The sequence below is a fragment of the Pseudomonas sp. T1.Ur genome, from assembly GCF_023516725.1.
Taxonomy (GTDB): domain Bacteria; phylum Pseudomonadota; class Gammaproteobacteria; order Pseudomonadales; family Pseudomonadaceae; genus Aquipseudomonas; species Aquipseudomonas alvandae.
Window position 1 is genome coordinate 3085241 of sequence record NZ_JAMGSN010000001.1, and the last position, 25999, is coordinate 3111239.

Consider the following 25999-nt stretch of genomic DNA (forward strand, 5'->3'; position numbering starts at 1 on the left):
GAACTCCTTTATGTAGGTGTTGGCGCAATCAGTATTGACGGGCCTTGGCCAGTCGTTCGTTGAGGGTCCTGGCGACGGCATCGGTACGGGCGCTGGTGGAGACTTGCGCCACGCCGACCCGCCACCACGACAGGTATTTGTGGATCATGGTCTTGGGCAGGACCTTGATGTCGATCAGCGTCGAGACTGTCTGGCGCCGGGCATCGGCCAGGGCGGCGTGCAACTCGTCCAGCGTCTTGACCTTGTAGGTCTTGCAACCGTAGGCCGCCGCGCTCATGGCGAAGTCCACCGGCACGAAACCGCCATCGAGCTTGCCGGTCTCGGGGTTGCGGAAGCGGAACTCGGTGCCGAAGCTGTCCATGCCGTGTTCCATTTGCAGGTTGTTGATGCAGCCGAAGGTCATGTTGTCCAGCAGCACCACGTTGATCTTGCGCCGTTCCTGGATCGAGGTTGCCAGTTCCGAGTGCAACATCATGTAGGAACCGTCGCCTACCAGCGCGTAGACCTCTTTGTCCGGCTCGGCGAGTTTCACCCCCAGAGCGGCATTTACCTCGTAGCCCATGCACGAATAGGCATATTCGACGTGGTAAGTGTTCACGCCCTTGCTCCGCCAACTGCGCTGCAGATCACCGGGCAGGCTGCCGGCGGCAGCGACGATGATGGCGTCGTCCGCCAGGGTTTCGTTGAGGGTACCCAGCACGCGGCTCTGGGTCAGGCAGGAGCCGGTGAGTTCGATGAATTCACGAAACACGGCCGGGTCCATGTGGTCGTTGATTTCCGGGACGAAATCCTGGGTCTGGAAATCCGCCTGGTAGATCCGGTCCACTTCCGCGTCGAGCTGGGCCTTGGCGTCAGCGATCTGCCCGCCCCATTCGGCACGGTAATCCCCCAGTTTGCCGGCCAGCGCCGCCAGGCCGGAACGGGCGTCGGCCAGCAGTTGCACGCCGTCGAGTTTCAGCGCATCGCACGGGCTGATGTTGAGGTTCAGGAACTGCACTTCGGGGTGCTGGAACAGCCATTTCGACGCCGTGGTGAAATCGCTGTAGCGGGTGCCGATACCGATGATCAGGTCCGCTTCCTTGGCCAACAGGTTCGCTGCCAGGCACCCGGTCTCGCCGACGCCGCCCACGTTCAGCGGATGGCTGGAGACGATGGCGCTTTTCCCCGCCTGGGTTTCTGCGAAAGGAATGTCGAAGCGCTCGGCGAAGGCTTGCAAGGCAGCGTTGGCCCCGGAATATTTCACCCCGCCGCCGCAGATGATCAGCGGCTTGCGCTTGCCCTTGAGCAGCGCCAACGCGTCGTCGAGCATCGCTTCGGTGGCCGGGCGGCGGTCGATGCGGTGCACGCGTTTCTGCAGGAAGTAATCCGGGTAATCATAAGCTTCGGCCTGCACGTCCTGGGGCAGCGCCAGGGTCACCGCACCGGTCTCGGCCGGGTCGGTCAACACGCGCATGGCATGGATCGCGGCGCTCATCAATTGCTCGGGGCGGTTGATGCGATCCCAGTACTTGCTCACGGCCTTGAACGCATCGTTGGTGCTGATGCTCAGGTCATGGAACTGCTCGATCTGTTGCAGCACCGGGTCCGGCTGGCGACTCGCGTAGACATCGCCCGGCAACAGCAGTAGCGGGATGCGATTGGCCGTCGCGGTGGCGGCAGCGGTCAGCATGTTCGCCGCGCCGGGACCGACCGACGAAGTACAGGCGTAGATCTTGCGCCGCAAATGCTGCTTGGCAAAACCGACGGCGGCGTGGGCCATGCCCTGCTCATTGCGGCCCTGATGGACCACCAGGTCGCCGCTGTCCTGCTCCAGCGCCTGGCCCAGGCCCAGCACGTTGCCGTGGCCGAAAATGGTAAACACCCCGGCGACGAACTTGCTCTGGACGCCATCGACCTCGACGTACTGGTTATCGAGGAATTTCACCAGGGCCTGGGCCATGGTCAGTCGTGTTGTGGTCATGCTTGCACCTTCTTCAAACGCAACTCGGTCAACTGTGGGAGCGAGCTTGCTCGCGATAGCGGTGTGTCAGGCAACTCATGCATTGATTGGAGTGCCGTCATCGCGAGCAAGCTCGCTCCCACAGGAGTTCTCCATTGTTCAGGGAGCCGGCTCAGGCCTGGGAGCTTTGCAGGTGGCTCATGCTCGCCCCCAGCGCCTGGCGGATGTCGGCCAATTCATGGACGCTCTCGGCAAACGGTTCGAAGGACAGGTAGCCGTCATAACCTCCACTGAGCAGCGCCTCGATCTGAGCAGCGTTGCCCAGGATGTCCGCTTCGCCCACCAGCACCCGATGACCGTCGCGAATGGTCGCCAGCGGTGCTTGCGCATCCTCGACCCCGGAGATGTGCACCAGCCCGGTCAGTTCAGGGAAGAATTCCTGCTCGCCGGCCAGATGATGGTGGAAGGTGTCATGCACCAGGCGGAACACGTCCAGCCCGCCAACGGCCTTGATCGCTTCCACCGCCGTGCGTTTGCGCCGCAGCGAGCACTCCTCGAAACCCAAAGGTTCGATGAAACCGTAGATGCCGAAGGCGCGCAGGATCGGAGCCAGTTCACTCAGGGCCGTGCGCAGCCCCGCCGCACGTTCGGCCTCGCTGCGCGGGTCGGCGCGGTCGTTGAGCGGGCACATCACCAACCCCTCGGCGCCACACTCGCGGGCGTAGTCGGCCAGGCGCACGGCCTGGGCGCGACGCTCTTCGTTCCACACATCGAATGGATACAGGGCGTTGATCGACAGCACCTTGATGTCGCGTGCCTCGCACAACTCGCGGACGCGGGCCGGCGGCATGCCGTCTTCGATCTCGACACCTTTCAGGTCATTGCGAATCTCGATGGCGTCGGTTTTCAACGCCAGCGCCAAGTCGATGAAAGCAGGCAGTGACAGGCGTGGGGCAACCATTCGGTTCAAGGCAAAACGCAGGGGCTGGTTCATTGTTGTTCTCCCTCCGGCATTCATGAAATTGAGTTATTGGGCAGTGGGCATACTGAATTCTGGGCCCTTGGCGATGCTGTCGGGCCAGCGCTGCATCACGCTCTTGTAGCGACTGTAGAAACGCAGGCCTTCCTCGCCATAGGCATGGTGGTCGCCGAACAGCGAACGCTTCCAGCCGCCAAAGGAATGCCAGGCCATGGGCACCGGGATCGGCACGTTGATGCCCACCATGCCGACCTTGATGCTGCGGGCAAATGCCCGGGCGATGCCGCCGTCACGGGTGAAGCACGACACGCCGTTGCCGAACTCATGGGCATTGATCAGCGCCACCGCCGTGGCGAAATCCGGTACACGAACGATGCCCAGCACCGGGCCGAAAATCTCTTGCTGGTAGATGCTCATCTCGGCGGTGACCTGGTCGAACAGCGTCGCGCCGACGAAAAATCCTTTTTCGGCCCCCGGTACCTTGAAACCTCGACCATCGACGATCAGCCGAGCGCCCTCAGCCACACCGGCATCGATAAAACCTTCCACCTTGGCCTTGTGCTCGGCAGTAACCAGCGGCCCCATGTCGGTGTCCGGTTGCTGGCCGTTGCCGACCTTCAATTGATCGATACGCGGCAGCAATCGCGCGATCAGCTCATCACCGACATCGCCCACCGCCACGGCAATGGAAATCGCCATGCAGCGCTCGCCGGCCGAGCCGTAGGCCGCGCCGATCAAGGCATCCGCCGCCTGGTCGAGGTCGGCGTCGGGCATGACGATCATGTGGTTCTTCGCCCCGCCCAGGGCCTGCACGCGCTTGCCATGCGCGGTGCCCTGCTGGTGGATGTACTCGGCGATAGGCGTGGAGCCGACAAAGGAAATCGCCTCGATGTCCGGGTGCTGCAACAGTGCATCCACCGCCGCCTTGTCGCCTTGGACGACGTTGAATACGCCGTCCGGCAAGCCGGCTTCAGTCAGCAAGCGAGCCATCAGCAGGCTGGCGGACGGGTCGCGCTCCGAAGGTTTGAGGATGAAGCAATTGCCGGCAACCAATGCCAGCGGAATCATCCACAGCGGCACCATCACCGGGAAGTTGAACGGCGTGACGCCGGCGCACACACCCAGGGGCTGGCGCAGATTCCAGTTGTCGATACCGCCGCCGATGTTGTCACTGAAATCGGTCTTGAGCAGGTTGGGTGCACCACAGGCGTACTCGACGATCTCGATGCCGCGAGTGACTTCACCGTGGGCGTCGGACAGCACCTTGCCGTGTTCGCGGCTGATGATCTGCGCCAGTTCGTCGTGATGGCGGTCGAGCAGTTCCTTGAACTTGAACATCACCCGCGAACGGCGCAACGACGATTGCTCGGACCAGGCCGGGAACGCCGCCAGCGCCGAGGCCACCGCCGCGTCGACGGTACTCGGCTCGGCCAGGGCCACCCGCGCCTGCACCGCGCCGGTGGCCGGGTTGAAGACGTTGCTGGAGCGCGCGGTTTCGCTGTCCTGCACTTGGCCGTTGATGTAATGGCCTATTACCGGGGTGTCGCTCATTGTCCTGGTTCTCCGTTGAAATGTTCGAATTCAGAGGTCGAGCAGCCAGCTGTGCTGCGGGTCGTTATGGAACTGCCAGACCCGCTTCGGACCGGCCATGACATTCAGGTAATACGACTCGTACCCGTAAGGCACGCTGACCGGGTGGTAACCCTTGGGTACCACCACCAGGTCGCTGTTTTCCACGGCCATGGCCTGGTCGATGCTGCGGTCGTCGGTGTAGACCCGCTGGAACACGAAGCCCTGGGACGGGTTGACCTGGTGGTAATAGGTTTCTTCGAGAAAACTCTGGTGCGGCAGGTCGTCGGTGTCGTGCTTGTGCGGCGGGTAGCTCGAGGAATGCCCCGACGGCGTGCGCACTTCCACCACCAGCAGCGAATGGGCAGGTTCGCTGTCCGGCAGGATGTCGCAGACGTAGCGGGTATTGGCGCCCTTGCCGCGCACGCTGCGTTTCATGCTGTCGGGGCGGATCAGCCGTGGGCCATATTCGCTTTGCGCGGCACCTGGCGCGGCGCACACCGCCACCTGCACATCACTCAGGGCGGTGACCTGGGCCTGGCTGCCGGGCGGGAGATACGCTGCGAAGGGTGATTTGTCCTCGAACACCGATTGGCGATCACCGAGGTTGTCCCAGTTGAAGGCCCCCTGCCCCGGCGCCTCGCCCTTGAGGTCAATGCGTCCGCTGAGCAGGACCACGCACAATTCCTTGTCACCGGCCATCACGGGAAGGGTTTCGCCGAGGCTCAGGCGGTAGGCGGCGAACCCCACGTATTCCAACGCGCCACGGGGCAGTTCGACCAGCTTTTGGCCGCCGGGGTTGCTCTTGATCAACAGGCTCATGCCGGCATCCTCTCTTGCAACAGGGCACGCAAGGTGTCGTAGCCCTTCTTGGCGTAGACATAACTCGGCGCTACCGCCGGGTCCTGCTCGGCTTCCACGACGAGCCAGCCGTGGTAGTCGGCGGCGAGCAGGACGTCGAGCAACGCGGCGAAATCGATGTCGCCGTCCCCTGGCACGGTGAAGGTGCCGTTGATGATGCAGTCGGGAAAGCTCCAGAGGTTGTTGCGCGCCAACTGCACCACCGGTTTGCGCACGTCCTTGAAATGCACGTGGCAGATGCGCTCGATGTGCTTGCGCAGGACTTGCAACGGTTCGCCGCCGCCCATGTAGCAGTGGCCCGAGTCGAACAACAGGCCTACTTCGCTGCCGGTCAGGGCCATCAACTTGTCGATGTCCGAAGGCGATTCGACGTAGGCGCCCATGTGGTGGTGATACGCCAGGCGCACGCCTTGGGACAGCGTGAAGCGCGCCAGTTCGGTGAGCTTGTCGGCGTAGGCTTGCCAGGCGTCGTCGGTGTGGAAGCGCGGGCGTTCGATCAGCGGGATACGCTGGCCCTGGATCGAGTCCGCCACTTCGCCATAGACCAGCACCGTCGCGCCGTTCTGTGCCAACAGCTCGACGTGGCTGGCGATGGCGTCGATCTCCTCGGCGGCCGAACGCCGCGCCAGGCGACTGGAATACCAGCCGGACACCAGCGCCAGGTCATACGGGCGCAACACATCGCCGACGCCCTTGGCGTCCTTGGGAAACTTGCCGTTGAGCTCGAAACCTTCGTAGCCGATTTCCTTGCCTTCGCTCAACGCCGTGCTCAAGGGCGTCTCGCCGCCGAGGGATGGCAGGTCGTCGTTGCTCCAGGAAATCGGGTTGATGCCAATTCGGATTGCGGGCATGGCTGCACCTTTTATTGTTTTCTCTGATATTTAACCGATCACCTGTGGCGAGGGCGCTTGCTCCCGCTCGGCTGGACCCTGGTGAAACTATGTAGGAGCTGCGTAGGAGCTGCGTAGGAGCTGCCGAAGGCTGCGATCTTTTCCAAAAGCCACCGAATCAAGATCAAAAGATCAAAAGATCGCAGGCTTCGCCAGCTCCTACAGAGTCCAGCGGGAGCAAGCTCCCTCGCCACAAAAGCCCCATCGCGTCAGGCCCGTGCGGCACGCCAAGCCTCGATCAACTCCACAAACCGCCCCTGCACGTCCCGGATCAATGTTTCATCATCGATCTCCCCGGCCAGCCAGGCCCGGCTCGGTTCCTGGAAGATCGTCCGGCCCACGGCAAACCCCCGGCAGGTGGTGCTCTGGCTGGCCTGGCGGAAGCCCTCGGCCAACGCGGAAGCCGGGGCGTTGAGGCCCAGCAGCACCACGCCACGGCAGTACGGGTCGCGTTGCTGGATCAACTCGTCGAGCTGCTTCCACTCCTCGGCTGTCTGCGCTTCGATCTTCCACCACGCCGGAAAGATGCCCAGGTTGTAGAGGCGCTTGAGCGCGCGATAAAGCACGTCCGGATGGGCCGATGGATGATCCTTCGGCGGAATGACTTCCAGCAGCAGTTCATGCCCGCTGACCTGGGACGCCTTATACAAGCCCATCAACTGCGCCTCCTGTTCCAGGCGCAGCAGCGGCTCGTCGTCGGGGTGAAACTGCACCAGGCATTTGATGATCTGTTCCTGCGGCCAGGCGATCAGGTTGCTGCCGATGGAGCGCCCATGCTCGAACGCCAGCGGCCGGGAGCCTTGCACCTCCACCGGTCGCGCCACCCACCAGCCACGCCCGGTGGCGGCGTTGAGGGAGTCCTGGCCGAAACGCTGATCGGCCAACAGGCCGACGTCGGCGTCGATGCCCTGGCGTTGCAGGTCGGCTTCGACCCGCTCCACCGCCTGGATGAACAATTGCTTGAGCTCGCCGATGCTGCTCAGTTCACGACCGCCCTTCTGCGCCAGTTCCACCAACTGCCAGCGATGATCGAAGGCAAAGATGAACAGCTGTTTCCAAGCCTTGCGCGGCACGCTGACCTGATGCAGCCGTTGCAGCACGGCATCCTGGTCCGGGCGGGTGATGGGCACCGGGCTCTTGAACAGATAATCGAGCTCGGCCCGGGTCGGCATCGCCGGGGCGCACGCATGGCGCGACACCACCAGGCCGCCACAGGCGTTGGCCAACTGGCAGCAGCGCTCATCGCTGGCGTCTTCCAGCCAACCGGCGAGGAAACCCGACATGAACGCATCGCCTGCGCCCAACACATTCAGGACTTCGACCCGCACGCCAGGGTAAAGGGCGCCGTCCTCCAATCGGCTTGGAATATCACCGTGGATCACCGTGCACCCTTGCGGGCCGAGCTTGACCACGAGGGTTGCGGTCGTCAGCGCGCGCACCGTCCGCAGCGCGGTCAACAGATCTTCGCTGCCACCGGCAATCAGGAATTCTTCTTCGGTGCCGACGATCAGGTCGAAACGCGGCAGGATCCCTTGCACGTGCTGGCTGACCTTACGATCGGCGACGAAACGGGTTTCGCCATCGGCCTTGCCTGCCAGGCCCCAGAGGACCGGGCGGTAATCGATGTCGAGGACGCACTTGACGTTGTGTTTTCGCGCATGGTCGAGCGCCTGGACGCTCGCGTTGTAGACGCCTTCGGTGGAGAAATGGGTGCCGGTGATCAGCAGCGCCTTGCTGGAAGCGATGAAGGCTTCGTCGATGTCTTCGGCCCGCAGCGCCATGTCGGCGCAGTTTTCCCGGTAGAACACCAGGGGAAAGGTCTCGCGATCCTTGATGCCCAGCAGGACCATGGCGGTGAGTCGCTCAGGATCGACCTTGATACCGCTGACGTCACACCCTTCGCGCACCAGGGACTCCACCAGGAAGCGCCCCATGTGATCGTCGCCGACCCGGCTCAGCATCGCCGACCGGAGCCCCAGGCGAGCCGTGCCGAAGGCGATGTTGGCCGATGATCCGCCCAGGTATTTGGCGAAGCTTGAAACATCTTCCAGGCGCGCGCCGACTTGCTGCGCGTAAAGATCGACGCCCAGGCGTCCCAGGCAGATCACATCCAATTGACGCCCACTGGCAAAACGAGTCTGGCCCATGCTGGCTCCTGTTATTTTTATCAGCCTGCGCTGGTCGTCGGAACCGACATCAGCGCTTTGGTGGATGCAGACTAAAACGAGCCAGCGCCAATAATCAATATTTTTTCCATAAATTTTTATCGTGGAATATTTTTTCCAATATGCTACTGCTCAACCGGGCCAGACGCAGTGCATCGTTTCAGCAGGCGCGACAACTTCGCTCAACCATGATTTTCCCGGCGCCTACGCTGTAGACTGCGACCAGCCAACCTATTGTCGAGGGCGGCCCATTTTCACGGGTTGCCCTATAAGAACAAGCCAGAAGGATTTCCTATGACCCGCCCCGATCTGCCGGCGCCGTCCGAGAGCGCGTCCGAAGCCGCGCTCCCCAGCCCACCGATCAACGCCGAGCGTCTGCTGCAACTGATCACCGAGGAATACGAAAGCCTGCCGCGCCAGCTCAAGCGCATCGCCAGCTACATGAGCCAGCAAAGCGACCGGATCATGGTGGATCGCATCAGCGACATCGCCCGGGAATGCGAAGTCCACCCTTCGGCCATCGTACGGTTCTCCCAGCGCTTCGGCTTCAGCGGGTTCAGCGAAATGCAGGCCTTGTTCCGCGAGGCCTATACCCACAAGACCACGCCGGTGCAGAACTACCAGCAGCGCATCCGCAGCATGATCGCCAACAAATCGCAGAAGGCCAGCGCCGGCGACCTGGCCCGCGAATGCGTCAACGCGACCCTGTCAGGTATCGAGCGCCTGGGGCTGGAACTGGATGACGAGGCGTTCGAAAAAGCCGTGGACCTGGTGGTCAATGCCGACAACATCTATGTGGTCGGCGTGCGGCGTTCATTCGCGGTGGCCGACTACCTGGTCTACAACCTGCAGCACACCAACAAGCGCATTCACCTGGTGTCCGGCCTGGGCGGCAGTTATCGCGAGCAGATGCGCAGCGTGCGGGCCAATGACCTGGTGATTGCCATCAGCTTTACGCCCTATGGCAAGGAAACCCAACACTGCTTGCGCATTGCCCAGCATCACCAGGCCAAGACGCTGATCATCACCGACAGCAACCTGTCGCCGCTGGCCAAACGGGCCAACGCGGTGCTGTTGGTCAACGAAGGCAGCTCGTTCGCGTTCCGCTCGTTGAGCGCCACGCTGTGCCTGTGCCAGGCGTTGTTCATCGCCGTGGCCTACCGCCTTGAACTCAAGGTTGATGAAATCCATGAACAGGTCGGCTTCGAGGATTGATCCCCGACCTGAAAACCGCTGAAGGAGAAGCCATGAAACTGATCGGCATGCTGGACTCGCCCTATGTACGCCGCGTCGCCATTTCCGCCAAGCGCCTGGGAATCGCCCTGGAACACGAATCGGTGTCGGTGTTCAGGCAATTCGAGCACTTCCAGGGCATCAACCCGGTGGTCAAGGCACCGACCCTGGTGCTGGACGATGGCTCGGTATTGATGGACTCCACGTTGATCATCGATTACCTGGAGGCCCTGGCCGGGCCAACACGCAGCCTGATGCCGAACGATCCGGGGCCACGCTTGCACTCGTTACAATTGATCGGATTGGCGCTGGCGGCATGCGAGAAGTCGGTGCAGATCTACTACGAACGCACCCTGCGGCCGGCGGAAATCCAGCATGGTCCGTGGCTCGAGCGGATCTCCGGTCAACTGCTGGCTGCATACGGCGGGTTGGAACAGGCGCTGGCAAAACAGCCACTGGCCACCGAGGGCTCGATCGACCAGGCCGGCATCACCATCGCCGTGGCATGGACCTTCACCAACCTGCTGGTGGCGGATCAGGTGCAGGGCAAGTCCTTCCCTCAAATCAGTGCATTCACCGCCTACGCCGAGGGGCTGGAAGCGTTCCTCAGCACCCCGGTGGAATAACCGGCTGGATACATTCCCGTGTGGGAGCGAGCCCTGCTCGCGAAAGCGGTGCATCAGTCACCATGGATGCCGACTGACATGACGCCTTCGCGAGCAGGCTCGCTCCCACAGGGTTTTGATGCGGCGCTCAGGCCGGATCCATTTCCATCACCTTGGCAACCGCCGCCACTTCGAACCGGTCAGCCAGGAACGGCGTGATGTCCAGCGGCAACGGCTCATCATTGACCAGCTTATCCAGCAGCACCCCGGTAATGGCCGAGGTCAGGATGCCGGTGCGGAAATGTCCGCAGGCGTTGAGGTAGCCTTCCACGCCGCGCATCGGCCCGAGGATCGGCAGCTCGTCGGGTGAACCGGGGCGCAGCCCGGCCCAGGTGCGCTTGAGGTTGATGTCGGCCAGTTGCGGGATGCAACGCATCGCGCCTTGCACCAGCCCTTCGATCTCCGGGTAGGTGGTGGTCACGTCGTACCCCTTGTCCTCCGTGGTGCTGCCGATCAGGATTTCGCCGTTGTCTTTCTGTGCCACATAGCAATCGCTGGTGGTCAGGCAGCCGTTGAGGATCTTGGGCATGCGTTCGGTCAACAGGATCTGGCCCTTGACGGGCTTGACCGGAATCCGCACGCCCGTGGCCTGCTCGCTGAGGTCCGCCGCCCAGGCGCCGGCGGCATTGATCAGGGTCCGGCAATTGAACGTTCCGGCTTCGGCGGTTTGTACGCCTGTCACCCGCGTGCCGCTGCGCAAGACTTCAGTCACATGGGTGTTGAAGTACAGGTCGACGCCGTTCTGCCGCGCGCCCTCGGTGTAGGCGTCGGCGAGGCGGAACGGGCTGACCTGGTGATCGCAGAGAAACTCCAGCGCGCCGAGGGCCTCATGGCTGACGCTCGGCTCTGCCTCGCGCAAGGCCGCCTGGTCGAGCCAACGCACCTGATCGGCCAGATGGGGAATGGAGGCGGCGATGTGCTCGGCGTACAAGCGGTCCTCATCGTCATAGATCACGAACTTCAGCCCGGTCTCTTCGAACTTGGAATCCATTCCGTGGCGCTCAAGCAACTCGCGATGCAGTTGCGGGTACATCGCGTTGGACCGCAAGGCGAACTGGAAAAACGAGTCGGGCAGGATGTGCGGCGTACTCGCATCCACCGCCACGGCGGCGCCCTGGGCCTGGCGCTTGCGATTGGCCGACATCATGCGGAAGAAAATCACCCCGCAGCCCAGGCCCACCGATTCCCCGATGGCCCACAAGCCACCCGCTGACGCACGGGTGGCGTTGCCGGGGCGCTTGGCGTCGATCAGGGCAATCTTCAAATGGCTGCGCTTGGACAGCTGATAGGCACAGGAGGCGCCGATCACGCCGCCACCGGCAATCACCACGTCGTAGTGCTTAGTCATGGGAGGCGGCCTCCGTGCCGACATTCTGAAAGGCTGAAAAAGGAATCGGATCGATGGGAAAACGCGGCCGCAACCAGCCCACATCGGCGCGTCCGGTGGCCTCGCGCAACCGGTCGCTGCAGTAACCGACGCACATGCGCCCCTGGCAATCACCCATGCTGACGCGGGTGCGCATCTTCAGGCTGGCCATGTCTTGCACACCCTGCTCCAGGGCCCGGTCGATATCGGCACGGGTGGCATGCTCGCAGCGGCAGATCACCGTGTCGGCAGTAGGCAGCGCAGTCTGGCCCGCCCCGCGCCGGGTATAGCGATCGACGGCGGCGCGAAAGCGAATGATCCGCTCCAGCTGGGCCTGATAGCGCCCACGCCGCTCGAGGGCCGTGGGCTCGTCCAGGACGTTGCGCTGCATCAGCACTGACAGCGCGGCAATACGCCCGCTCAGCATGGCGGCTTCACCTCCGCGAATCCCGCCCATGTCGCCCGCCAGGTGGATATGGGCCTCGCTGCTGCGTTGCCAGGCATCCGACACCGCCCGCAAATAACCGTCTTCGCTGAAACCATGCTCCAGGCCCATTTGCTGGCTCAGTTGGGTGCGCGGGATAAACCCGTAGCCAACAGCCAACGTCTGGGCCGGCAACTGTTCGGCGCGCTCAAGGTCCGGCGTCCAATCCGCGGAATACGGCGCGACGGTCACGCCGCTCAACTCGGCCTCCCCCTCGGCACGCACCACGCCCCAGCCATAGCGCACGGGAATGCGATGCCGCTTGAGGTACGCGAGCATGCCCAGGCCATCGAGGAACAGCTGCGGCTTGTTCAGCAACGCCAGGCTTTCCTTGGCAATCCGACCGAACGCACAGGCCTCGTAGACACTCGCCACGGTGACACCCGAGGCATGTAGCTGGCAGGCCACCAATGGCAACAACGGCCCCGTGCCGGCGATGACCACCGGGCTTGGTGGCTTGACCACGCCGCTCTTGATCTGCAATTGCAAGCCGCCGAGCATCATCACACCCGGCAGCGTCCAGCCAGGAAACGGCACGCTGCGTTCATGGCAACCGGCCGCGAGGATCAATTGGCAATAGGCGACTTCGCGCAAGCGTTCGTCGGCATCCAGCAGCGTCAGGGCCCGGAACCCCTCGGCGCCGACGACCCGATGGCCCAGTCGCACGTCGATCAGGCCGGCATGGCGCTGGAATTCCCCATGAAGTTTTTCCAGGGCTTCGCTGTAGCGCGGCCCCAGGTAATCCAGGCGTACCCCATCGCGCAAAGGGCCGCGATACACCACTCCGCCCAGGCGCGGCGCCTCCTCGAGCAAGGTGCAGCGCACGCCGTGGGCGGCCAGTTCAATGGCCGCCGCCATACCCGCCGGGCCGCCGCCGACGATCACCGGATCGAGGCTCATGGCGCCTCCGTTTCGGCAATGCGGTTGGTCCGGGTCTCGATGTGCATGCCGGGGCGCACCAGGGTCTGGCAGGCGCGGCGCTTGTGGCGTCCGTCGATCTTGACCAGGCAGCATTGGCACACGCCCATGCCGCAATAGGCTCCGCTGATCTGATCATGATCGTTGCGCGCGACCTGGCGCTGGCCCAGGGCCTGGATGACCGTGAGCACGGTTTCGCCCTGGGCGGCGTTGACAGCCTGGCCGTCCAGGTGCACGGTCATGTCTGCCTGCTTCAGGGGCTGGATATCAAAGGGGCGACGAAGAAAGTCTTGAGGTTGCAGCATGCGAATCTTCCTTGAGTTCAGTGAAGGCTTGGTCCTGGCGGCACACTATTGAGATTTCGTATCGAGCCCGCGGCGACAGCGCACCAGAACAGGGCAACGAACGCAGCATGAGGGTGCGCACCGGAAGGATGTTAGGGAATATTTGTGACGAAGTATTGATCCAGGCCACTGAATGCGCCGGCGGGCGCTGATGAACTTTTTTTCAGAAAGCCGACAGGTATTCTTTGGCAGAATGCTGCGCAGTCGCTCCAACTTCCCCACACGGTACTGCCATGAACCGCATCCTGACCATCGAAGACGACGCCGTGACCGCCCGTGAGATCGTCGCCGAACTGACCCGCAACGGCCTGGATGTCGACTGGGTCGACAATGGCCGCGAGGGCCTGGAACGTGCCGTCAGCGGTGACTATGACCTTATTACCCTGGACCGCATGCTGCCCGAGCTCGACGGCCTGGTGATCGTCACACAACTGCGAAGCATGGGCGTGGCCACGCCGATCCTGATGATCAGCGCCCTCTCCGATGTCGATGAGCGGGTCCGTGGTCTACGGGCAGGCGGCGACGATTACCTGACCAAACCCTTCGCCACTGACGAAATGGCCGCCCGGGTCGAAGTGCTGCTGCGGCGCAACAACGGCGCCCGTGAACCGGAAACCGCGCTGCGGGTGGCCGACCTGGAACTGAACCTGATCAGCCGCGAAGCCAGCCGCAACGGGCAGTTGCTGAGCCTGCTGCCCACCGAATACAAACTGCTGGAATTCCTGATGCGCAACAGCGGGCAGATCCTCTCGCGCATGATGATTTTCGAGGAAGTCTGGGGTTATCACTTCGACCCCGGCACCAACCTGATCGACGTCCACATCGGCCGCCTGCGCAAGAAAATCGACCCGCCGGGCCTGGAACCGCTGATTCGCACGGTACGGGGTTCCGGCTATGTCATTGCTGAACCCCGCTAAGGGCTGGCGCTCCTCCAGCAGCCGCCTGCTGGCGCTGTACAGTTCGCTGTTCGTGCTCTGGAGCGCGATCCTGATGGGGGTGATGTACTACGAGGTATTTGGCTACCTCGACAGCCTCGCCAAGCACTCCCTGATGCAGCGCCAGCATTTGTTCGCGCGCATCCATGGCGACCAGCTGGAAGACGCGCTCATGGCCAGCCTGACCCTGGACGAACGCGGCGTCGACGCCTATGGCCTGTTCGACCCGCAACTGCGTCACCTGAGCGGGCCGATCCAGCGAATCCCCGCCGACCTGCCGCTCGACGGCAAGATCCACATGCTCGGCGGCTGCGTGGATTCCGACGATCCGGACGTGCCTTCCGACAGTTGCGATGCCGTGGCGTCCCGGACCCAGGATGGCCGCTGGCTGGTACTGGCCCGGGACAACGGTTCGCTGTTCGCCGTCACGCGCATCATCCTGCACGCGCTGTTCTGGGGCGTCTCGCTGACGATCCTGCCAGGCATCGCTGGCTGGCACCTGTTGCGCCGCCGACCGTTGCAACGCATTCGCAAACTGCAGGCCAGTGCCGAAGCCATCGTCGCCGGGGACCTGACCCATCGCCTGCCGCTGTCGAGCCGGCGCGATGAACTGGACATGCTGGCGGCGATCGTCAATGCCATGCTCGACCGCATCGAACGGCTGATGAACGAGGTCAAGGGCGTGTGCGACAACATCGCCCATGACTTGCGCACCCCGCTCACCCGCCTGCGCGCCCAGCTCTATCGCATCCAGCAGGAAGCCGCCGACGGCTCCCCCGAAGCGTTGCAGATGGATCAGGTGATCGCCGAGACCGATACGCTGATGGCGCGGTTTCGTGGCCTGTTGAGGATTTCGGAACTGGAGGACCAGCAGCGCCGCTCAGGTTTCGTGCGCCTCGATCCGCTGCAGCTATTGCAGGAATTGCATGATTTCTATCTGCCCCTGGCGGAAGAGCGCGAGCTGGTCTTCACCCTGGAAGTGCCCGACGCCCTGCCCCTGCTCAACGGCGACCGGGCACTGCTGTTCGAAGCGGTGTCGAACCTGTTGAGCAACTCGATCAAATTCACCCCGCCGGGCGGCGAAGTGATCCTGCGGGGCGTGGACCAGGGCGACAGCACCCGCATCGAAGTGCTCGACTCCGGCCCCGGCATCCCCGAGGCCGAACGCAAGGCCGTGTTTCGACGCTTCTACCGCGCCGAGGGCAGCAGCCAACACGGCGGATTCGGCCTCGGCCTGTCGATCGTCGCCGCGATTGTCAGCCTGCACGGGTTTACGCTGGAGGTGGATCGCAGCGAGTCGGGGGGCGCGCGGTTGGTGCTCGATTGTCGGGCGACGTTGTTATAAGCCACTTGCTCTATCGCAAGAGAGCCCACCGCGCTGCGCAGGAGCCGCGTAGGAGCTGCATAGGAGCTGCGTAGGAGCTGCCGAGCGAAGCGAGGCTGCGATCTCTTCCCCAGCCACCTGAATCCCAGGATCAAGATCAAGATCAAGATCAAGATCAAGATCAAAAGATCGCAGGCTTCGCCAGCTCCTACCGCGTCGAGCGGGAGCAAGCTCCCTCGCCACGGGATGCCCGTTCAGGCAGGATCACTGCGATGCAACGGTGTGTTATGCAGCTCATAGCGCAACTCATCGATCAGCTTTTCCAGACTTTCTTCAGAGCGGATGCTGTCGACGCTCATGCCGCTGACCACCAGGTCGACCTCGCCGCTTTCCTGGTGATACAAACGAATGGTGAGCGTGCCGTCGCCATTGAGGCTGCAGTCGCAGGACAGCGGCGCAAAGCTGTTCTCGAGACGGGCGCGTAACGGAGCCAGGTGGGTCATGGATCGCACCTCAGCTTCGAAGTCGCAAATGGCCGGAAAATCGTTCCGGCCTCCTGGCTCCCGCGGACGTCCTGTCGATCTCACTTTTGAAGGGTTTGCTGCACATCGTGACGTATTCCTTGACTGTTTCGTGGGGACGCGACACCTACAACAATGTCGCACCCCACCAGCCTAGGGACGTATCCGCCGGGGTAGAACCCGAATTTGCACCAGAACGCCAGGTACATATGCACTAGCTATCATGGTGCCTTCATCCGCCATTCATTCCCGAAAAGACCCCGCTCCCGGGCCCAGACGATCGCTTCGCTGCGGCTGTGAACGTCCAGTTTCGAATACAGCGTCGCCACGTGGTTGCGCACGGTGTTGGGGGCCAGCTTCAAGCGCGCGGCAATTTCCTTGTCGGCCAGGCCTTCGCAAATCAGCCCCAGTACATCACGCTCCCGGGCCGTCAGTTCGGTGAAAGAGGTCGAGGGGGATTGCGCGTTGATGCTTTTCACATTCGCCAGTTTTTCAATCAGGGTCCGGCTGAACCAGGAGGCGTCCTTCATCACTTCCTCGATGGCCGCCACCAACTCCAGCTCCGAGCGCTTGCGTTCGGTGATGTTCATCAGCACCAGCAAATAGCAGGGCTTGTCCTGGATAGCCACGGTATCGGCGGCCACTTCGCAATCGATCTGCTCGCCGCCTTTCTTGTGCACCTTGACGTCGACGCTCGACACGGCGGCAGCCTTCTCCAGCCGGGCAAACAACGCAGCGCTCGCCTCCTTGTCCAGGAAGCCGATTTCGTCCACGGTCTTGCCCAGCAGTTCCTCGCTGGCGTAACCGGTCGCCTGGAGGAAGGCTTCATTGATTTCCAACAGTTGCAATTCACCGCTGCAAATCAACGTCGGCACCGGGGACAGGCGGAACGACTTGGCGAAGCGTTCCTCGCTCTGGCGCAGCGCGGTTTCGGCCTTGCGCCGCGGCTCCATGTCCATGAACGAGAACAGCATGCAGTCTTCATCGTGCAGGTCCAGCGGCTGTCCGGCGACGATCACCTGCTTGTTCGTACCGTCCGGCAAGCGCATTTCGGCCTGCATTTGCGGAATGGTTGCGCCCTGGCCGAGGCGTTCAATGGCCAGGTCGCGTTTCTCGGCGGCCTCGAGTACATCCAATTCGTACACCGAACGGCCGATCACCTGCTCGCGGCTGTAGCCGGTCATTTCCAGGAAGCCAGGGTTGACCTTGATGTAGCGCAAGTCGCTGAGACGGCAGATCACCGCGGGTGCCGGGTTGGCGGCGAAGGTTCTCTCGAAACGCTGCTCGGCGCTTGCCCATTCGGTGGCGTCGCTGAGAATCAGCACCAGGTATTCCGGCTCGCCGGCGCGGTCGGTCAGCACCATGCTGCGGATGCGATGCACCCAGGTTCGATCGGGGTCGGCCACTGGCGTGACTTCCACCAGCACGTCACTGAACTCATCACCACGGGCCACGCGGGCGATGGGATAGTTTTCTTCGGGCAGCGGATGATTGTTGCGATAGCGCAAGTTGAAACGCCGGGCATATTCCTTGGCATTGGTGCCCAGTTCACTCAGTGCCTGGACGCCGTGCATGGTCAGCGCCGCCTCGTTGGCCCAGGCGATGGTCTGGTCGACCTCAACGAGGATTACACCGTCAGACAGCCCGGCAATGATCTGCAGCAACTGGCGGCGATTGGTGTCGGTGTTCGGGACATCCTGATTCATTGGGTCTCCATGGGTCAAAAGCGCATGGAAGTTACGACCATCCGCAGTGATGACACGTTCCCGGTAGGCGCTGCGTAGGAGCTGCGTAGGAGCTGCTGAGTGAAACGAAGCTGCGATCTTTCCGAAACACCTGAATCTCAAGCGAAAGATCAAAAGATCAAAAGATCAAAAGATCAAAAGATCGCAGGCTTCGCCAGCTCCTACAAAATGGGTGCGTTGAAATATGGCGCAATTGCTTTTCCAGCCGTTCTTTGTCGCAACAGCTAATTTTCGGTGTTCTACCTATTTTTTTGGAGATCAACCAATGCCCATCGCAGCACATGGATGTCGTTTGCGTAAAGGTCGAGTGAGCGAGCTCGACCGAATCTACTTATTGACCACCGTTGTGTACCAGCGCCAGCCGATCTTTAGCGACTGGCGGGTGGGCCGTCTGCTTGTTGAACAAATTCGCAGTGCCGAAGAAGCCTCACTGGTGACCTCCCTTGCCTGGGTAGTAATGCCAGATCACCTGCATTGGTTGGCACAGTTGCAAGCTGGCAATCTGGCCGGCTTGATGAACCGCATCAAATCTCGCAGCAGCCGAACCATCAACCTTGCCCGTTGCCAACAAGGCCGATTATGGCAGCGAGGCTATTACGATCGTGCGCTACGCAAGGATGAGGATCTGAAAGACGCCGCTAGATATATCATCAACAATCCCTTGCGCGCAGGGTTGGTGACGCGCGTGGGTGACTATCCCCTCTGGGACGCTATTTGGATTTGATAAGCAAACGATCGCAGGCTTCGCCAGCTCCTACAGGGCGTTCCCGGTAGGAGCTGCCGAGTGCAACGAGGCTGCGATCTTTCCAATTGGCGCTGTCTTGACGGCTGAACATCAAGATCAAGAGATCGCAGGCTTCGCCAGCTCCTACAGGGCGTTCCCGGTAGGAGCTGCCGAGTGCAACGAGGCTGCGATCTTTCCAATTGGCGCTGTCTTGACGGCTGAACATCAAAATCAAAAGATCGCAGGCTTCGCCAGCTCCTACAAGGCGTTCCCGGTAGGAGCTGCCGAGCGAAGCGAGGCTGCGATCTTTCCAATCGGCGCTGTCTTGACGGCTGAACATCAAGATCAAAAGATCGCAGGCTTCGCCAGCTCCTACAAGGCGTTCCCGGTAGGAGCTGCCGAGTGCAACGAGGCTGCGATCTTTCCAATTGGCGCTGTCTTGACGGCTGAACATCAAGATCAAAAGATCGCAGGCTTCGCCAGCTCCTATGTATGGACTCGCCCCCACTGTCAACCTGCGTTTGAACACCGATACCCGGTTGCATCTATGTATAAGGCCTGTTCGAGGAAGCATGATCAGCTTCTGGCCAACATTGGGTGAGCTCGCGGTATGCCGATTACAGTGAGGCCTCAAGGGCCGGTAGGAGCTCAGGCATCTATCCGCGACGGTCTGACCTGGGGTCAATGTTCCTTAGCAAGGGTTGAGGCGGCTCAGCGCCCCGGTGGCACAACTCGGTAAATTAATGGTCCATCGCAGCCTCCGGACTAGACGCCGGTTGGCGACGATAGGTTTCTTCGTTTTGAAGCAATACCCAGATGATTCGTAGGTTGCGGTTGGCCAGTCGTACAGCCGCGCCTTTTTGGCCGTGACGGCTCAGCCAGCGTCGCAGTCGCCGATCATCTGGATGATCCGAATCCGGCCGCACCTGTTTCAACACCGCGTGCGCCCCCTGGATCGTCAAGCTTCGCAGGTAGGCATCACCACGCTTGCACATCTTGCCCAGTCTCACCGTCTGCCCGGTGCTGTGTTGTTCGGGCACGGTGCCGAAGTAGGCAGCAAATTGCCGGGCATTTTTGAACCTCTCAGGTTCGGTCTGCTTGGCCAATACTGCGGTGGCGATGATGGGGCCGATACCGCGTACCGTCATCAGCCGCTTCGCTGTTTCGTCTTCACGAGCCGCGACTTCCAGCCGCCCCGTCAGCACGCGGATACGTTCGCCCATCTGGCTCCACTCGCCCATCAACTCGGCGATCAGTTCTCGCAACATGTCCGGCAATGGTTGGGTGGCATCCTCCAGTAACCGGGGAATATTTCGATCAAGGGAGGTTTCACCTTGCGCAATGGCAATCCCATGCTCGAGCAGCAAACCGCGCATCTGATTACCCAGGGCGGTACGCCGCCGCACATAACCCTGCCGGGCCCGATGCAGCGCCTGCATGGCCAGTTGTGCCGTACTTTTGACCGGCACGGCTGCAATGCCCTTGTCCCGACCTGCCCGCAATATCGCCAGCACATCATTGCGATCGTTCTTGGCGCCGCTACGATGCTCGGCCACACGCTGCGCTGGCAGGATCCGCACCGCATTGCCCTGTTGCTGCAACTGTCGCGCCCAGGCCTGCGCCCCTGGCCCCGTTTCCATCAACACTGTCAGGCCTGTGGGCAATTGGTGCAGGAACTTCAAAAAGGCTTCACGCGACTTGATTCGTTGTTCGTAAATGACCTGGCCGAGAGCGTCTTCTCCGGCCACCTGGAACACGTTCTTGGCAAGATCCACCGCCAGGGTCGAACAGGCCGAAACATCGGCTGGAGACAGGCTGGTTTTGGTCGTATGCTTTTTCATGGGCTCGCCCTCGCTGTCGTTGGCTTCTTAAGAATGCCACCGTGGCGCTACAGACGCCTCGGCTTGGGCGAGTCCATCCAATTACAAGGCGTTCCCGGTAGGAGCTGTCGAGTGCAACGAGGCTGCGATCTTTCCAATTGGCGCTGTCTTGACGGCTGAACATCAAGATCAAAAGATCGCAGGCTTCGCCAGCTCCTACAGGGCGTTCCCGGTAGGAGCTGCCGAGCGAAGCGAGGCTGCGATCTTTCCAATCGGCGCTGTCTTGACGGCTGAACATCAAGATCAAAAGATCGCAGGCTTCGCCAGCTCCTACAAGGCGTTCCCGGTAGGAGCTGCCGAGTGCAACGAGGCTGCGATCTTTCCAATTGGCGCTGTCTTGACGGCTGAACATCAAAATCAAAAGATCGCAGGCTTCGCCAGCTCCTAAAAGGCGTTCCCGGTAGGAGCTGCCGAGCGAAGCGAGGCTGCGATCTTTTATCCTGGCGGCCTCACGCCGCCATGCGCCCCTCGGCGATCGCCTGGGAGGCGGCCAGCATGGCGCGCAGCAGCACGGCGCAGCCGGCGGCGAGGTCGTCGGGGGTGGCGTTTTCGATTTCGTTGTGGCTGATGCCGCCTTCGCAGGGCACGAAGATCATGCCGGCGGGGCCCAGTTCCGCGAGGAAAATCGCGTCATGGCCGGCGCCGCTGACAATGTCCAGGTGCGACATTCCTAGCCCTTGTGCAGCGCCGCGTACCGCCTCGACGCAGCCCGGGTCGAAATACAGCGGCGGGAAGTCGGCCGTGGGTTTCAAATCGAAGGTCAGGCCGTGCTGCCGACAGGTGTCTTCGATCACTTGCTTGACCTCGGCGATCATCGAATCCAGGCGCGCCGGTTCCAGGTGACGGAAGTCCAGGGTCATGCGCACCTCGCCAGGAATGACATTGCGCGACCCCGGGTAGGCTTGCAGGCAACCGACCGTGCCGCAGGCGTGGGGTTGATGACCGAGGGCGGCGCGGTTGACGGCACCGACGATGATCGAGGCGCCCACCAGGGCGTCCTTGCGCAGGTGCATCGGCGTGGGGCCGGCGTGGGCCTCGACGCCGCGCAGGGTCAGGTCGAACCATTTCTGCCCGAGGGCGCCCATCACCACGCCGATGGTCTTGCCCTCGTCTTCGAGGATCGGTCCCTGCTCGATATGGGCTTCGAAATACGCGCCCACCGGATGACCACTCACTTGCCGGGGGCCGGCGTAACCGATGGCGTTCAGCGCCTGGCCCACCGTGATGCCTTCGGCGTCGGTCTTGGCGAGGGTCTCTTCGAGGGTGAATTTCTCGGCGAAGACCCCGGACCCCATCATGCATGGGGCGAAGCGCGAGCCTTCTTCGTTGGTCCAGACCACCACTTCCAAGGGTGCTTCGGTCTCGATGCCCAAGTCGTTGAGGGTGCGCAGCACCTCCAACCCGGACAGGACACCGAAGCAGCCGTCGAACTTGCCGCCGGTAGGTTGGGTGTCGATGTGGCTGCCGGTCATCACCGGCGGCAGGTTCGGATTACGCCCCGGGCGCCGGGCGAAAATATTGCCCACGGCATCGATGCTGACCGTACACCCTGCCGCTTCGGTCCATTGCACGAACAAGTCGCGGGCCTGGCGATCGAGGTCGGTCAGGGCCAGCCGGCACACACCGCCCTTGACCGTCGCGCCGAGCTGGGCCAGGTCCATGAGCGATTGCCAGAGGCGGTCGCGGTTGATGTGCTGGTGGGTGGATTGCAGGACGTCGGTGGCTGCGTTCATGGGGATCTCCATTTTTTTCTGGCATGTTTTCGGTGTACTTGAGGCCGCCATCGCGAGCAAGCTCGCTCCCACAGGGATGTGCTGCGCATACAAATTTTTCATCCACCCCAATCCAATGTGGGAGCGAGCTTGCTCGCGATGAGGCCCTCTTTCACACCGCGGTTTTAGCAACGGACGGGCTCGTTCGCAGACTGCACAACCCATAGTAAATCACCCCGCCCAACGCCGAGCCGGTGAACCAGCCGTAGCTGTAGAACCAACTGAACGCATCACTGCCCAGGGACAGCAGCGTCAGCACCACCGGTACGCCAAAGGCGATGAAGCCGTTCCAGTTCCAGGCCGGGTAGACGTCGTCGCGGTACAACCCGGCCAGGTCCAACTGCTGTCGCTTGATCAGGAAATAATCCACCACCATGATCCCGGCAATCGGCCCCAACAGGCTCGAATAGCCCAGCAGCCAATTCGAATAAACCGACTCCAGGCTGACGTCGGAAACGATCCAGCCGAGTTTTTTCAGCAATTCGTGGCCCATCAGCGCCAGCCCCACCAGGCCGGTGAGCAGCACGGCCTTGGTACGGCCGATCAGTTTCGGCGCCAGGTTCTGGAAGTCATTGGTGGGCGAGACGATGTTGGCGGCGGTGTTGGTCGAGAGCGTGGCGACGATGATCAGCACCATGGCCAACGCCACCCACAACGGGCTCTGGATGTGACCGATCAAGGTCACCGGGTCGGAGACGGTCACGCCCACCAGTTTTTCCGAGGCGGCGGTCATGACCACGCCGAGGGAGGCGAACAGGAACATGGTCAACGGCAGGCCGATGACCTGGCCGACGATCTGGTCCTTCTGGCTCTTGGCATAACGGCTGAAGTCCGGGATGTTCAAGGACAAGGTGGCCCAGAAACCGACCATCGCCGTCAGCCCGGCGAGAAAATAGCCAGTCACCCCAGCGCCTTCGGGTCGCTTGGCCGGGACCGCCATCAGCTCGGTCAGCGACACATTGGGCAACGCCCAGACCAACAGCCCGGCCCCCACCAGAACCAGCAGCGGCGCAGACAAGGTTTCCAGCCACTTGATCGACTCGGCGCCGCGCAAGACCACCCACAGGTTGATGACCCAGAACACCATGAAGCCGATCACTTCGCCAGTGCCGCCGAGGCTCTTCCAGCCCTCGAACACCGAACCGAGAAACAGGTGGATCGCCAGCCCGCCGAACATCGTCTGGATACCGAACCAGCCACAGGCGACCAGGGCGCGAATCAGGCACGGCACATTGGAACCGATGACGCCGAAGGACGAGCGCAGCAGCACCGGGAACGGGATGCCGTACTTGGTCCCGGCAAAGGCGTTCAGGGTCAGCGGGATCAACACGATGATGTTGGCGAACAGGATCGCCAGCAATGCCTCGCCCACCGTCAAGCCGAAATAGGCCGTGAGCACGCCGCCCAAGGTATAGGTCGGCACGCAGATCGCCATGCCGACCCACAGTGCGGTGATGTGCCATTTGTTCCAGGTTCGCTCGTGCACCTTGGTGGGTGCGATGTCGTGGTTGTAACGGGGGCTGTCGAGGACGTCGCTGCCGGCTTCGAGTTCGAATAATCCGTCGCGCTCGGTCACTGTTGATCTGGTCATGTCCGCTCCACTGTTTTCATTATTTTTGCTCATCGACGGGCGATGGCTGGAGTACTTGCGCACGTACTGCCAATCACCCCGCCAGACCACGACGACACTCAATAACCGTGCCGAACGGCCTGAATAACTGACGGGGCGATCGATATATTCCTTTCAACCATTTGATCTTTAACGCTTTAAGGTCAACTTATCGTCCTGCTCCACTTTCCGATCATCAATGTTCAGGCTAGATGACCTTCGCGCCCTGTCGAGCGGGGGATTCAAAGTGGTGCAACCCGCAACAGCGCGAAGTGTCTAGACCGCGCTACAAGCGCTTTCAAGCGGCTGATTTACCATGATAAATCTCGCTCAAATAGCGATCCTGTCAAGTGCGTCAAATTGGTGAGCACGCTCACCAATTTGGTGATTTGAATATTTATTGTTTTAATTTCAATACGTTATAAAACGAATAAGCTTATAAAAAATAATCTTGCTCATTTAAGAAACTCAAGCTAGCGTCTAATCCTGACAGTCGTGACAAGATTAAAGCACCGCGCGACTGACCTACCGTGATGGATAAAACATAAAGAGCCGGCAACAGTCGGTCATGCCCTGCGAGGAACTCGGAATGTCTCTGTTGATCCGTGGCGCCACCGTTATCACCCATGATGAAAGTTATCGCGCCGATGTGTTCTGCGCCGACGGCGTGATCAAGGCCATTGGTGAAGACCTCGATGTTCCGGCCGCGACCGAAGTGCTCGACGGCAGCGGTCAATACCTGATGCCCGGCGGCATCGATCCCCACACCCATATGCAGCTGCCCTTCATGGGCACGGTCGCCAGCGAGGACTTCTTCAGCGGCACGGCGGCGGGGCTTGCCGGAGGCACCACCTCGATCATCGACTTCGTGATTCCCAACCCCCAGCAATCGCTGATGGAAGCCTTTCATCAATGGCGGGGCTGGGCCGAAAAAAGCGCCAGCGACTACGGCTTCCATGTGGCAATCACCTGGTGGAGCGAACAGGTTCGCGAAGAAATGGGTGAGCTGGTCAGCCATCACGGCGTCAACAGCTTCAAGCATTTCATGGCCTACAAGAACGCGATCATGGCCGCCGACGACACCCTGGTGGCGAGCTTCGAGCGCTGCCTGGAACTGGGCGCGGTGCCCACCGTGCATGCCGAGAACGGCGAGCTGGTCTATCACCTGCAACGCAAGCTGCTGGCCCAAGGCATCACCGGGCCGGAAGCCCACCCGCTGTCGCGCCCATCCCAGGTGGAAGGTGAAGCCGCCAGCCGGGCCATCCGTATCGCCGAAACCCTCGGCACGCCGCTGTACCTGGTACACGTCTCGACGAAAGAAGCGCTGGACGAAATCACCTACGCCCGTGGCAAGGGCCAGCCGGTCTACGGTGAAGTGTTGGCGGGGCATCTGCTGCTGGACGACAGTGTCTATCGCGATCCCGACTGGCAGACCGCCGCCGGTTACGTGATGAGCCCGCCCTTCCGTCCACGCGGGCACCAGGAAGCGCTCTGGCATGGCCTGCAATCCGGCAACCTGCACACCACCGCCACCGACCACTGCTGTTTCTGCGCGGAACAGAAAGCCGCCGGCCGCGATGACTTCAGCAAGATTCCCAACGGCACCGCCGGTATCGAAGACCGCATGGCCGTGCTCTGGGACGAAGGGGTCAACAGCGGCAAATTGTCGATGCACGACTTCGTTGCCCTGACTTCCACCAACACCGCGAAAATCTTCAACCTCTACCCACGCAAAGGCGCGATCCGCGTCGGTGCCGACGCGGACCTGGTGCTCTGGGATCCCCAGGGCAGCCGGACGATCTCCGCCAAGACCCACCACCAGCAAGTGGACTTCAACATCTTCGAAGGCAAGACCGTGCGCGGCGTGCCCAGCCACACCATCAGCCAGGGTCGGCTGGTCTGGGCCGACGGCGACCTGCGGGCCGAACGCGGGGCCGGGCGCTATATCGAACGACCGGCGTACCCGGCGGTGTTCGATTTGCTGAGCAAGCGGGCTGAGTTGACCAGGCCTGTTGCCATCAAGCGATAAGCGAACGCCGTCCGTAGGAGCTGCCGAAGGCTCGGGCCGCGTTCGGA

The 25999-nt window shown here is 61.9% G+C and carries 22 protein-coding genes; 7 read left to right on the plus strand and 15 right to left on the minus strand.

Features of this window, described 5'->3' with window-relative positions; translation table 11 throughout:
• Window positions 1–28: 28 nt before the first annotated feature.
• The 6 genes from iolD to M8Q45_RS13645 all read right to left on the minus strand — a co-directional run bounded on the left by iolD (window position 29) and on the right by M8Q45_RS13645 (window position 8385).
• Window positions 29–1960 (minus strand): 3D-(3,5/4)-trihydroxycyclohexane-1,2-dione acylhydrolase (decyclizing), encoded by a 1932-nt coding sequence (gene iolD / locus M8Q45_RS13620; RefSeq protein WP_249875180.1) that lies wholly within the window; start codon window positions 1958–1960, stop codon window positions 29–31.
• A gap of 151 nt (window positions 1961–2111) precedes the next feature.
• Window positions 2112–2933 carry a TIM barrel protein gene (locus M8Q45_RS13625; RefSeq protein ID WP_249875181.1) on the minus strand — a complete coding sequence of 274 codons (822 nt, stop codon included), beginning with the start codon at window positions 2931–2933 and terminating at the stop codon, window positions 2112–2114.
• Window positions 2934–2966: 33 nt separating this feature from the next.
• Window positions 2967–4469: a CoA-acylating methylmalonate-semialdehyde dehydrogenase gene (locus tag M8Q45_RS13630; protein WP_249875182.1), complete on the minus strand. Its 1503-nt coding sequence runs from the start codon at window positions 4467–4469 to the stop codon at window positions 2967–2969.
• Between the two features lie 30 nt (window positions 4470–4499).
• Window positions 4500–5309, minus strand: a complete 810-nt coding sequence (gene iolB / locus M8Q45_RS13635; protein ID WP_249875183.1) for a 5-deoxy-glucuronate isomerase — start codon at window positions 5307–5309, stop codon at window positions 4500–4502.
• Entirely contained in the window at window positions 5306–6199 is an 894-nt protein-coding gene (gene iolE, locus M8Q45_RS13640) for a myo-inosose-2 dehydratase (RefSeq protein WP_249875184.1), read from the minus strand. The genes iolB and iolE overlap by 4 nt, the downstream gene beginning before the upstream one ends.
• Before the next feature lie 248 nt (window positions 6200–6447).
• Window positions 6448–8385 (minus strand): bifunctional 5-dehydro-2-deoxygluconokinase/5-dehydro-2-deoxyphosphogluconate aldolase, encoded by a 1938-nt coding sequence (locus M8Q45_RS13645; protein ID WP_249875185.1) that lies wholly within the window; start codon window positions 8383–8385, stop codon window positions 6448–6450.
• Window positions 8386–8697: 312 nt separating this feature from the next.
• Between M8Q45_RS13645 and M8Q45_RS13650 the strand changes: the two genes are divergently transcribed.
• Window positions 8698–9618, plus strand: coding sequence for a MurR/RpiR family transcriptional regulator (locus M8Q45_RS13650; RefSeq protein WP_030141273.1), 921 nt, complete (start codon window positions 8698–8700; stop codon window positions 9616–9618).
• A gap of 32 nt (window positions 9619–9650) precedes the next feature.
• Window positions 9651–10262, plus strand: a complete 612-nt coding sequence (locus M8Q45_RS13655) for a glutathione S-transferase (protein ID WP_249875186.1) — start codon at window positions 9651–9653, stop codon at window positions 10260–10262.
• A gap of 127 nt (window positions 10263–10389) precedes the next feature.
• Here the strand turns inward: M8Q45_RS13655 and hcnC are convergent, their stop codons facing one another.
• From hcnC to hcnA, 3 genes are read right to left on the minus strand one after another with little or no spacing between them, the layout of a single operon-like run.
• The gene (gene hcnC, locus M8Q45_RS13660) at window positions 10390–11649 is read right to left on the minus strand and encodes a cyanide-forming glycine dehydrogenase subunit HcnC (protein ID WP_249875187.1); all 1260 of its coding nucleotides are present in this window, start codon (window positions 11647–11649) and stop codon (window positions 10390–10392) included.
• On the minus strand, window positions 11642–13051 hold the full coding sequence (gene hcnB, locus M8Q45_RS13665; protein WP_249875188.1) for a cyanide-forming glycine dehydrogenase subunit HcnB: 1410 nt from the start codon (window positions 13049–13051) through the stop codon (window positions 11642–11644). The genes hcnC and hcnB overlap by 8 nt, the downstream gene beginning before the upstream one ends.
• Window positions 13048–13374, minus strand: coding sequence for a cyanide-forming glycine dehydrogenase subunit HcnA (hcnA, locus tag M8Q45_RS13670; protein WP_249875189.1), 327 nt, complete (start codon window positions 13372–13374; stop codon window positions 13048–13050). Before hcnA ends, hcnB begins: the two co-directional genes overlap by 4 nt.
• Before the next feature lie 272 nt (window positions 13375–13646).
• On the opposite strand from hcnA, the gene M8Q45_RS13675 reads away from it, so the two are divergent.
• Together M8Q45_RS13675 and M8Q45_RS13680 are read left to right on the plus strand one after the other, a co-directional pair.
• Window positions 13647–14330: a response regulator transcription factor gene (locus M8Q45_RS13675; protein WP_030141267.1), complete on the plus strand. Its 684-nt coding sequence runs from the start codon at window positions 13647–13649 to the stop codon at window positions 14328–14330.
• Window positions 14308–15693 (plus strand): sensor histidine kinase, encoded by a 1386-nt coding sequence (locus M8Q45_RS13680; protein WP_030141266.1) that lies wholly within the window; start codon window positions 14308–14310, stop codon window positions 15691–15693. The genes M8Q45_RS13675 and M8Q45_RS13680 overlap by 23 nt, the downstream gene beginning before the upstream one ends.
• Before the next feature lie 233 nt (window positions 15694–15926).
• Here M8Q45_RS13680 and M8Q45_RS13685 read toward each other — a convergent pair whose 3' ends face one another.
• Window positions 15927–16175, minus strand: a complete 249-nt coding sequence (locus tag M8Q45_RS13685; protein WP_249875190.1) for a DUF1652 domain-containing protein — start codon at window positions 16173–16175, stop codon at window positions 15927–15929.
• 239 nt (window positions 16176–16414) lie between these two features.
• Entirely contained in the window at window positions 16415–17899 is a 1485-nt protein-coding gene (locus M8Q45_RS13690; protein ID WP_249875191.1) for a helix-turn-helix transcriptional regulator, read from the minus strand.
• A 304-nt stretch (window positions 17900–18203) separates the two neighbouring features.
• Here M8Q45_RS13690 and M8Q45_RS13695 point away from each other — a divergent pair, with 304 nt between their 5' ends.
• Window positions 18204–18662 carry an REP-associated tyrosine transposase gene (locus tag M8Q45_RS13695; protein WP_249877326.1) on the plus strand — a complete coding sequence of 153 codons (459 nt, stop codon included), beginning with the start codon at window positions 18204–18206 and terminating at the stop codon, window positions 18660–18662.
• On the opposite strand, the gene M8Q45_RS13700 is transcribed toward M8Q45_RS13695, so the two are convergent.
• Entirely contained in the window at window positions 18649–19116 is a 468-nt protein-coding gene (locus M8Q45_RS13700) for a hypothetical protein (RefSeq protein WP_249875192.1), read from the minus strand. The genes M8Q45_RS13695 and M8Q45_RS13700 overlap by 14 nt on opposite strands.
• Before the next feature lie 286 nt (window positions 19117–19402).
• Window positions 19403–20503 carry an IS110 family RNA-guided transposase gene (locus tag M8Q45_RS13705; protein WP_249875193.1) on the minus strand — a complete coding sequence of 367 codons (1101 nt, stop codon included), beginning with the start codon at window positions 20501–20503 and terminating at the stop codon, window positions 19403–19405.
• A gap of 148 nt (window positions 20504–20651) precedes the next feature.
• Between M8Q45_RS13705 and M8Q45_RS13710 the strand changes: the two genes are divergently transcribed.
• Window positions 20652–20930: a hypothetical protein gene (locus M8Q45_RS13710; protein ID WP_249875194.1), complete on the plus strand. Its 279-nt coding sequence runs from the start codon at window positions 20652–20654 to the stop codon at window positions 20928–20930.
• 61 nt (window positions 20931–20991) lie between these two features.
• On the opposite strand, the gene M8Q45_RS13715 is transcribed toward M8Q45_RS13710, so the two are convergent.
• Window positions 20992–22275 (minus strand): Zn-dependent hydrolase, encoded by a 1284-nt coding sequence (locus M8Q45_RS13715; protein ID WP_249875195.1) that lies wholly within the window; start codon window positions 22273–22275, stop codon window positions 20992–20994.
• Between the two features lie 151 nt (window positions 22276–22426).
• Window positions 22427–23905: an NCS1 family nucleobase:cation symporter-1 gene (locus tag M8Q45_RS13720; protein WP_249875196.1), complete on the minus strand. Its 1479-nt coding sequence runs from the start codon at window positions 23903–23905 to the stop codon at window positions 22427–22429.
• A 607-nt stretch (window positions 23906–24512) separates the two neighbouring features.
• Here M8Q45_RS13720 and hydA point away from each other — a divergent pair.
• Window positions 24513–25952 (plus strand): dihydropyrimidinase, encoded by a 1440-nt coding sequence (gene hydA / locus M8Q45_RS13725; RefSeq protein ID WP_249875197.1) that lies wholly within the window; start codon window positions 24513–24515, stop codon window positions 25950–25952.
• Window positions 25953–25999 lie beyond the last annotated feature (47 nt).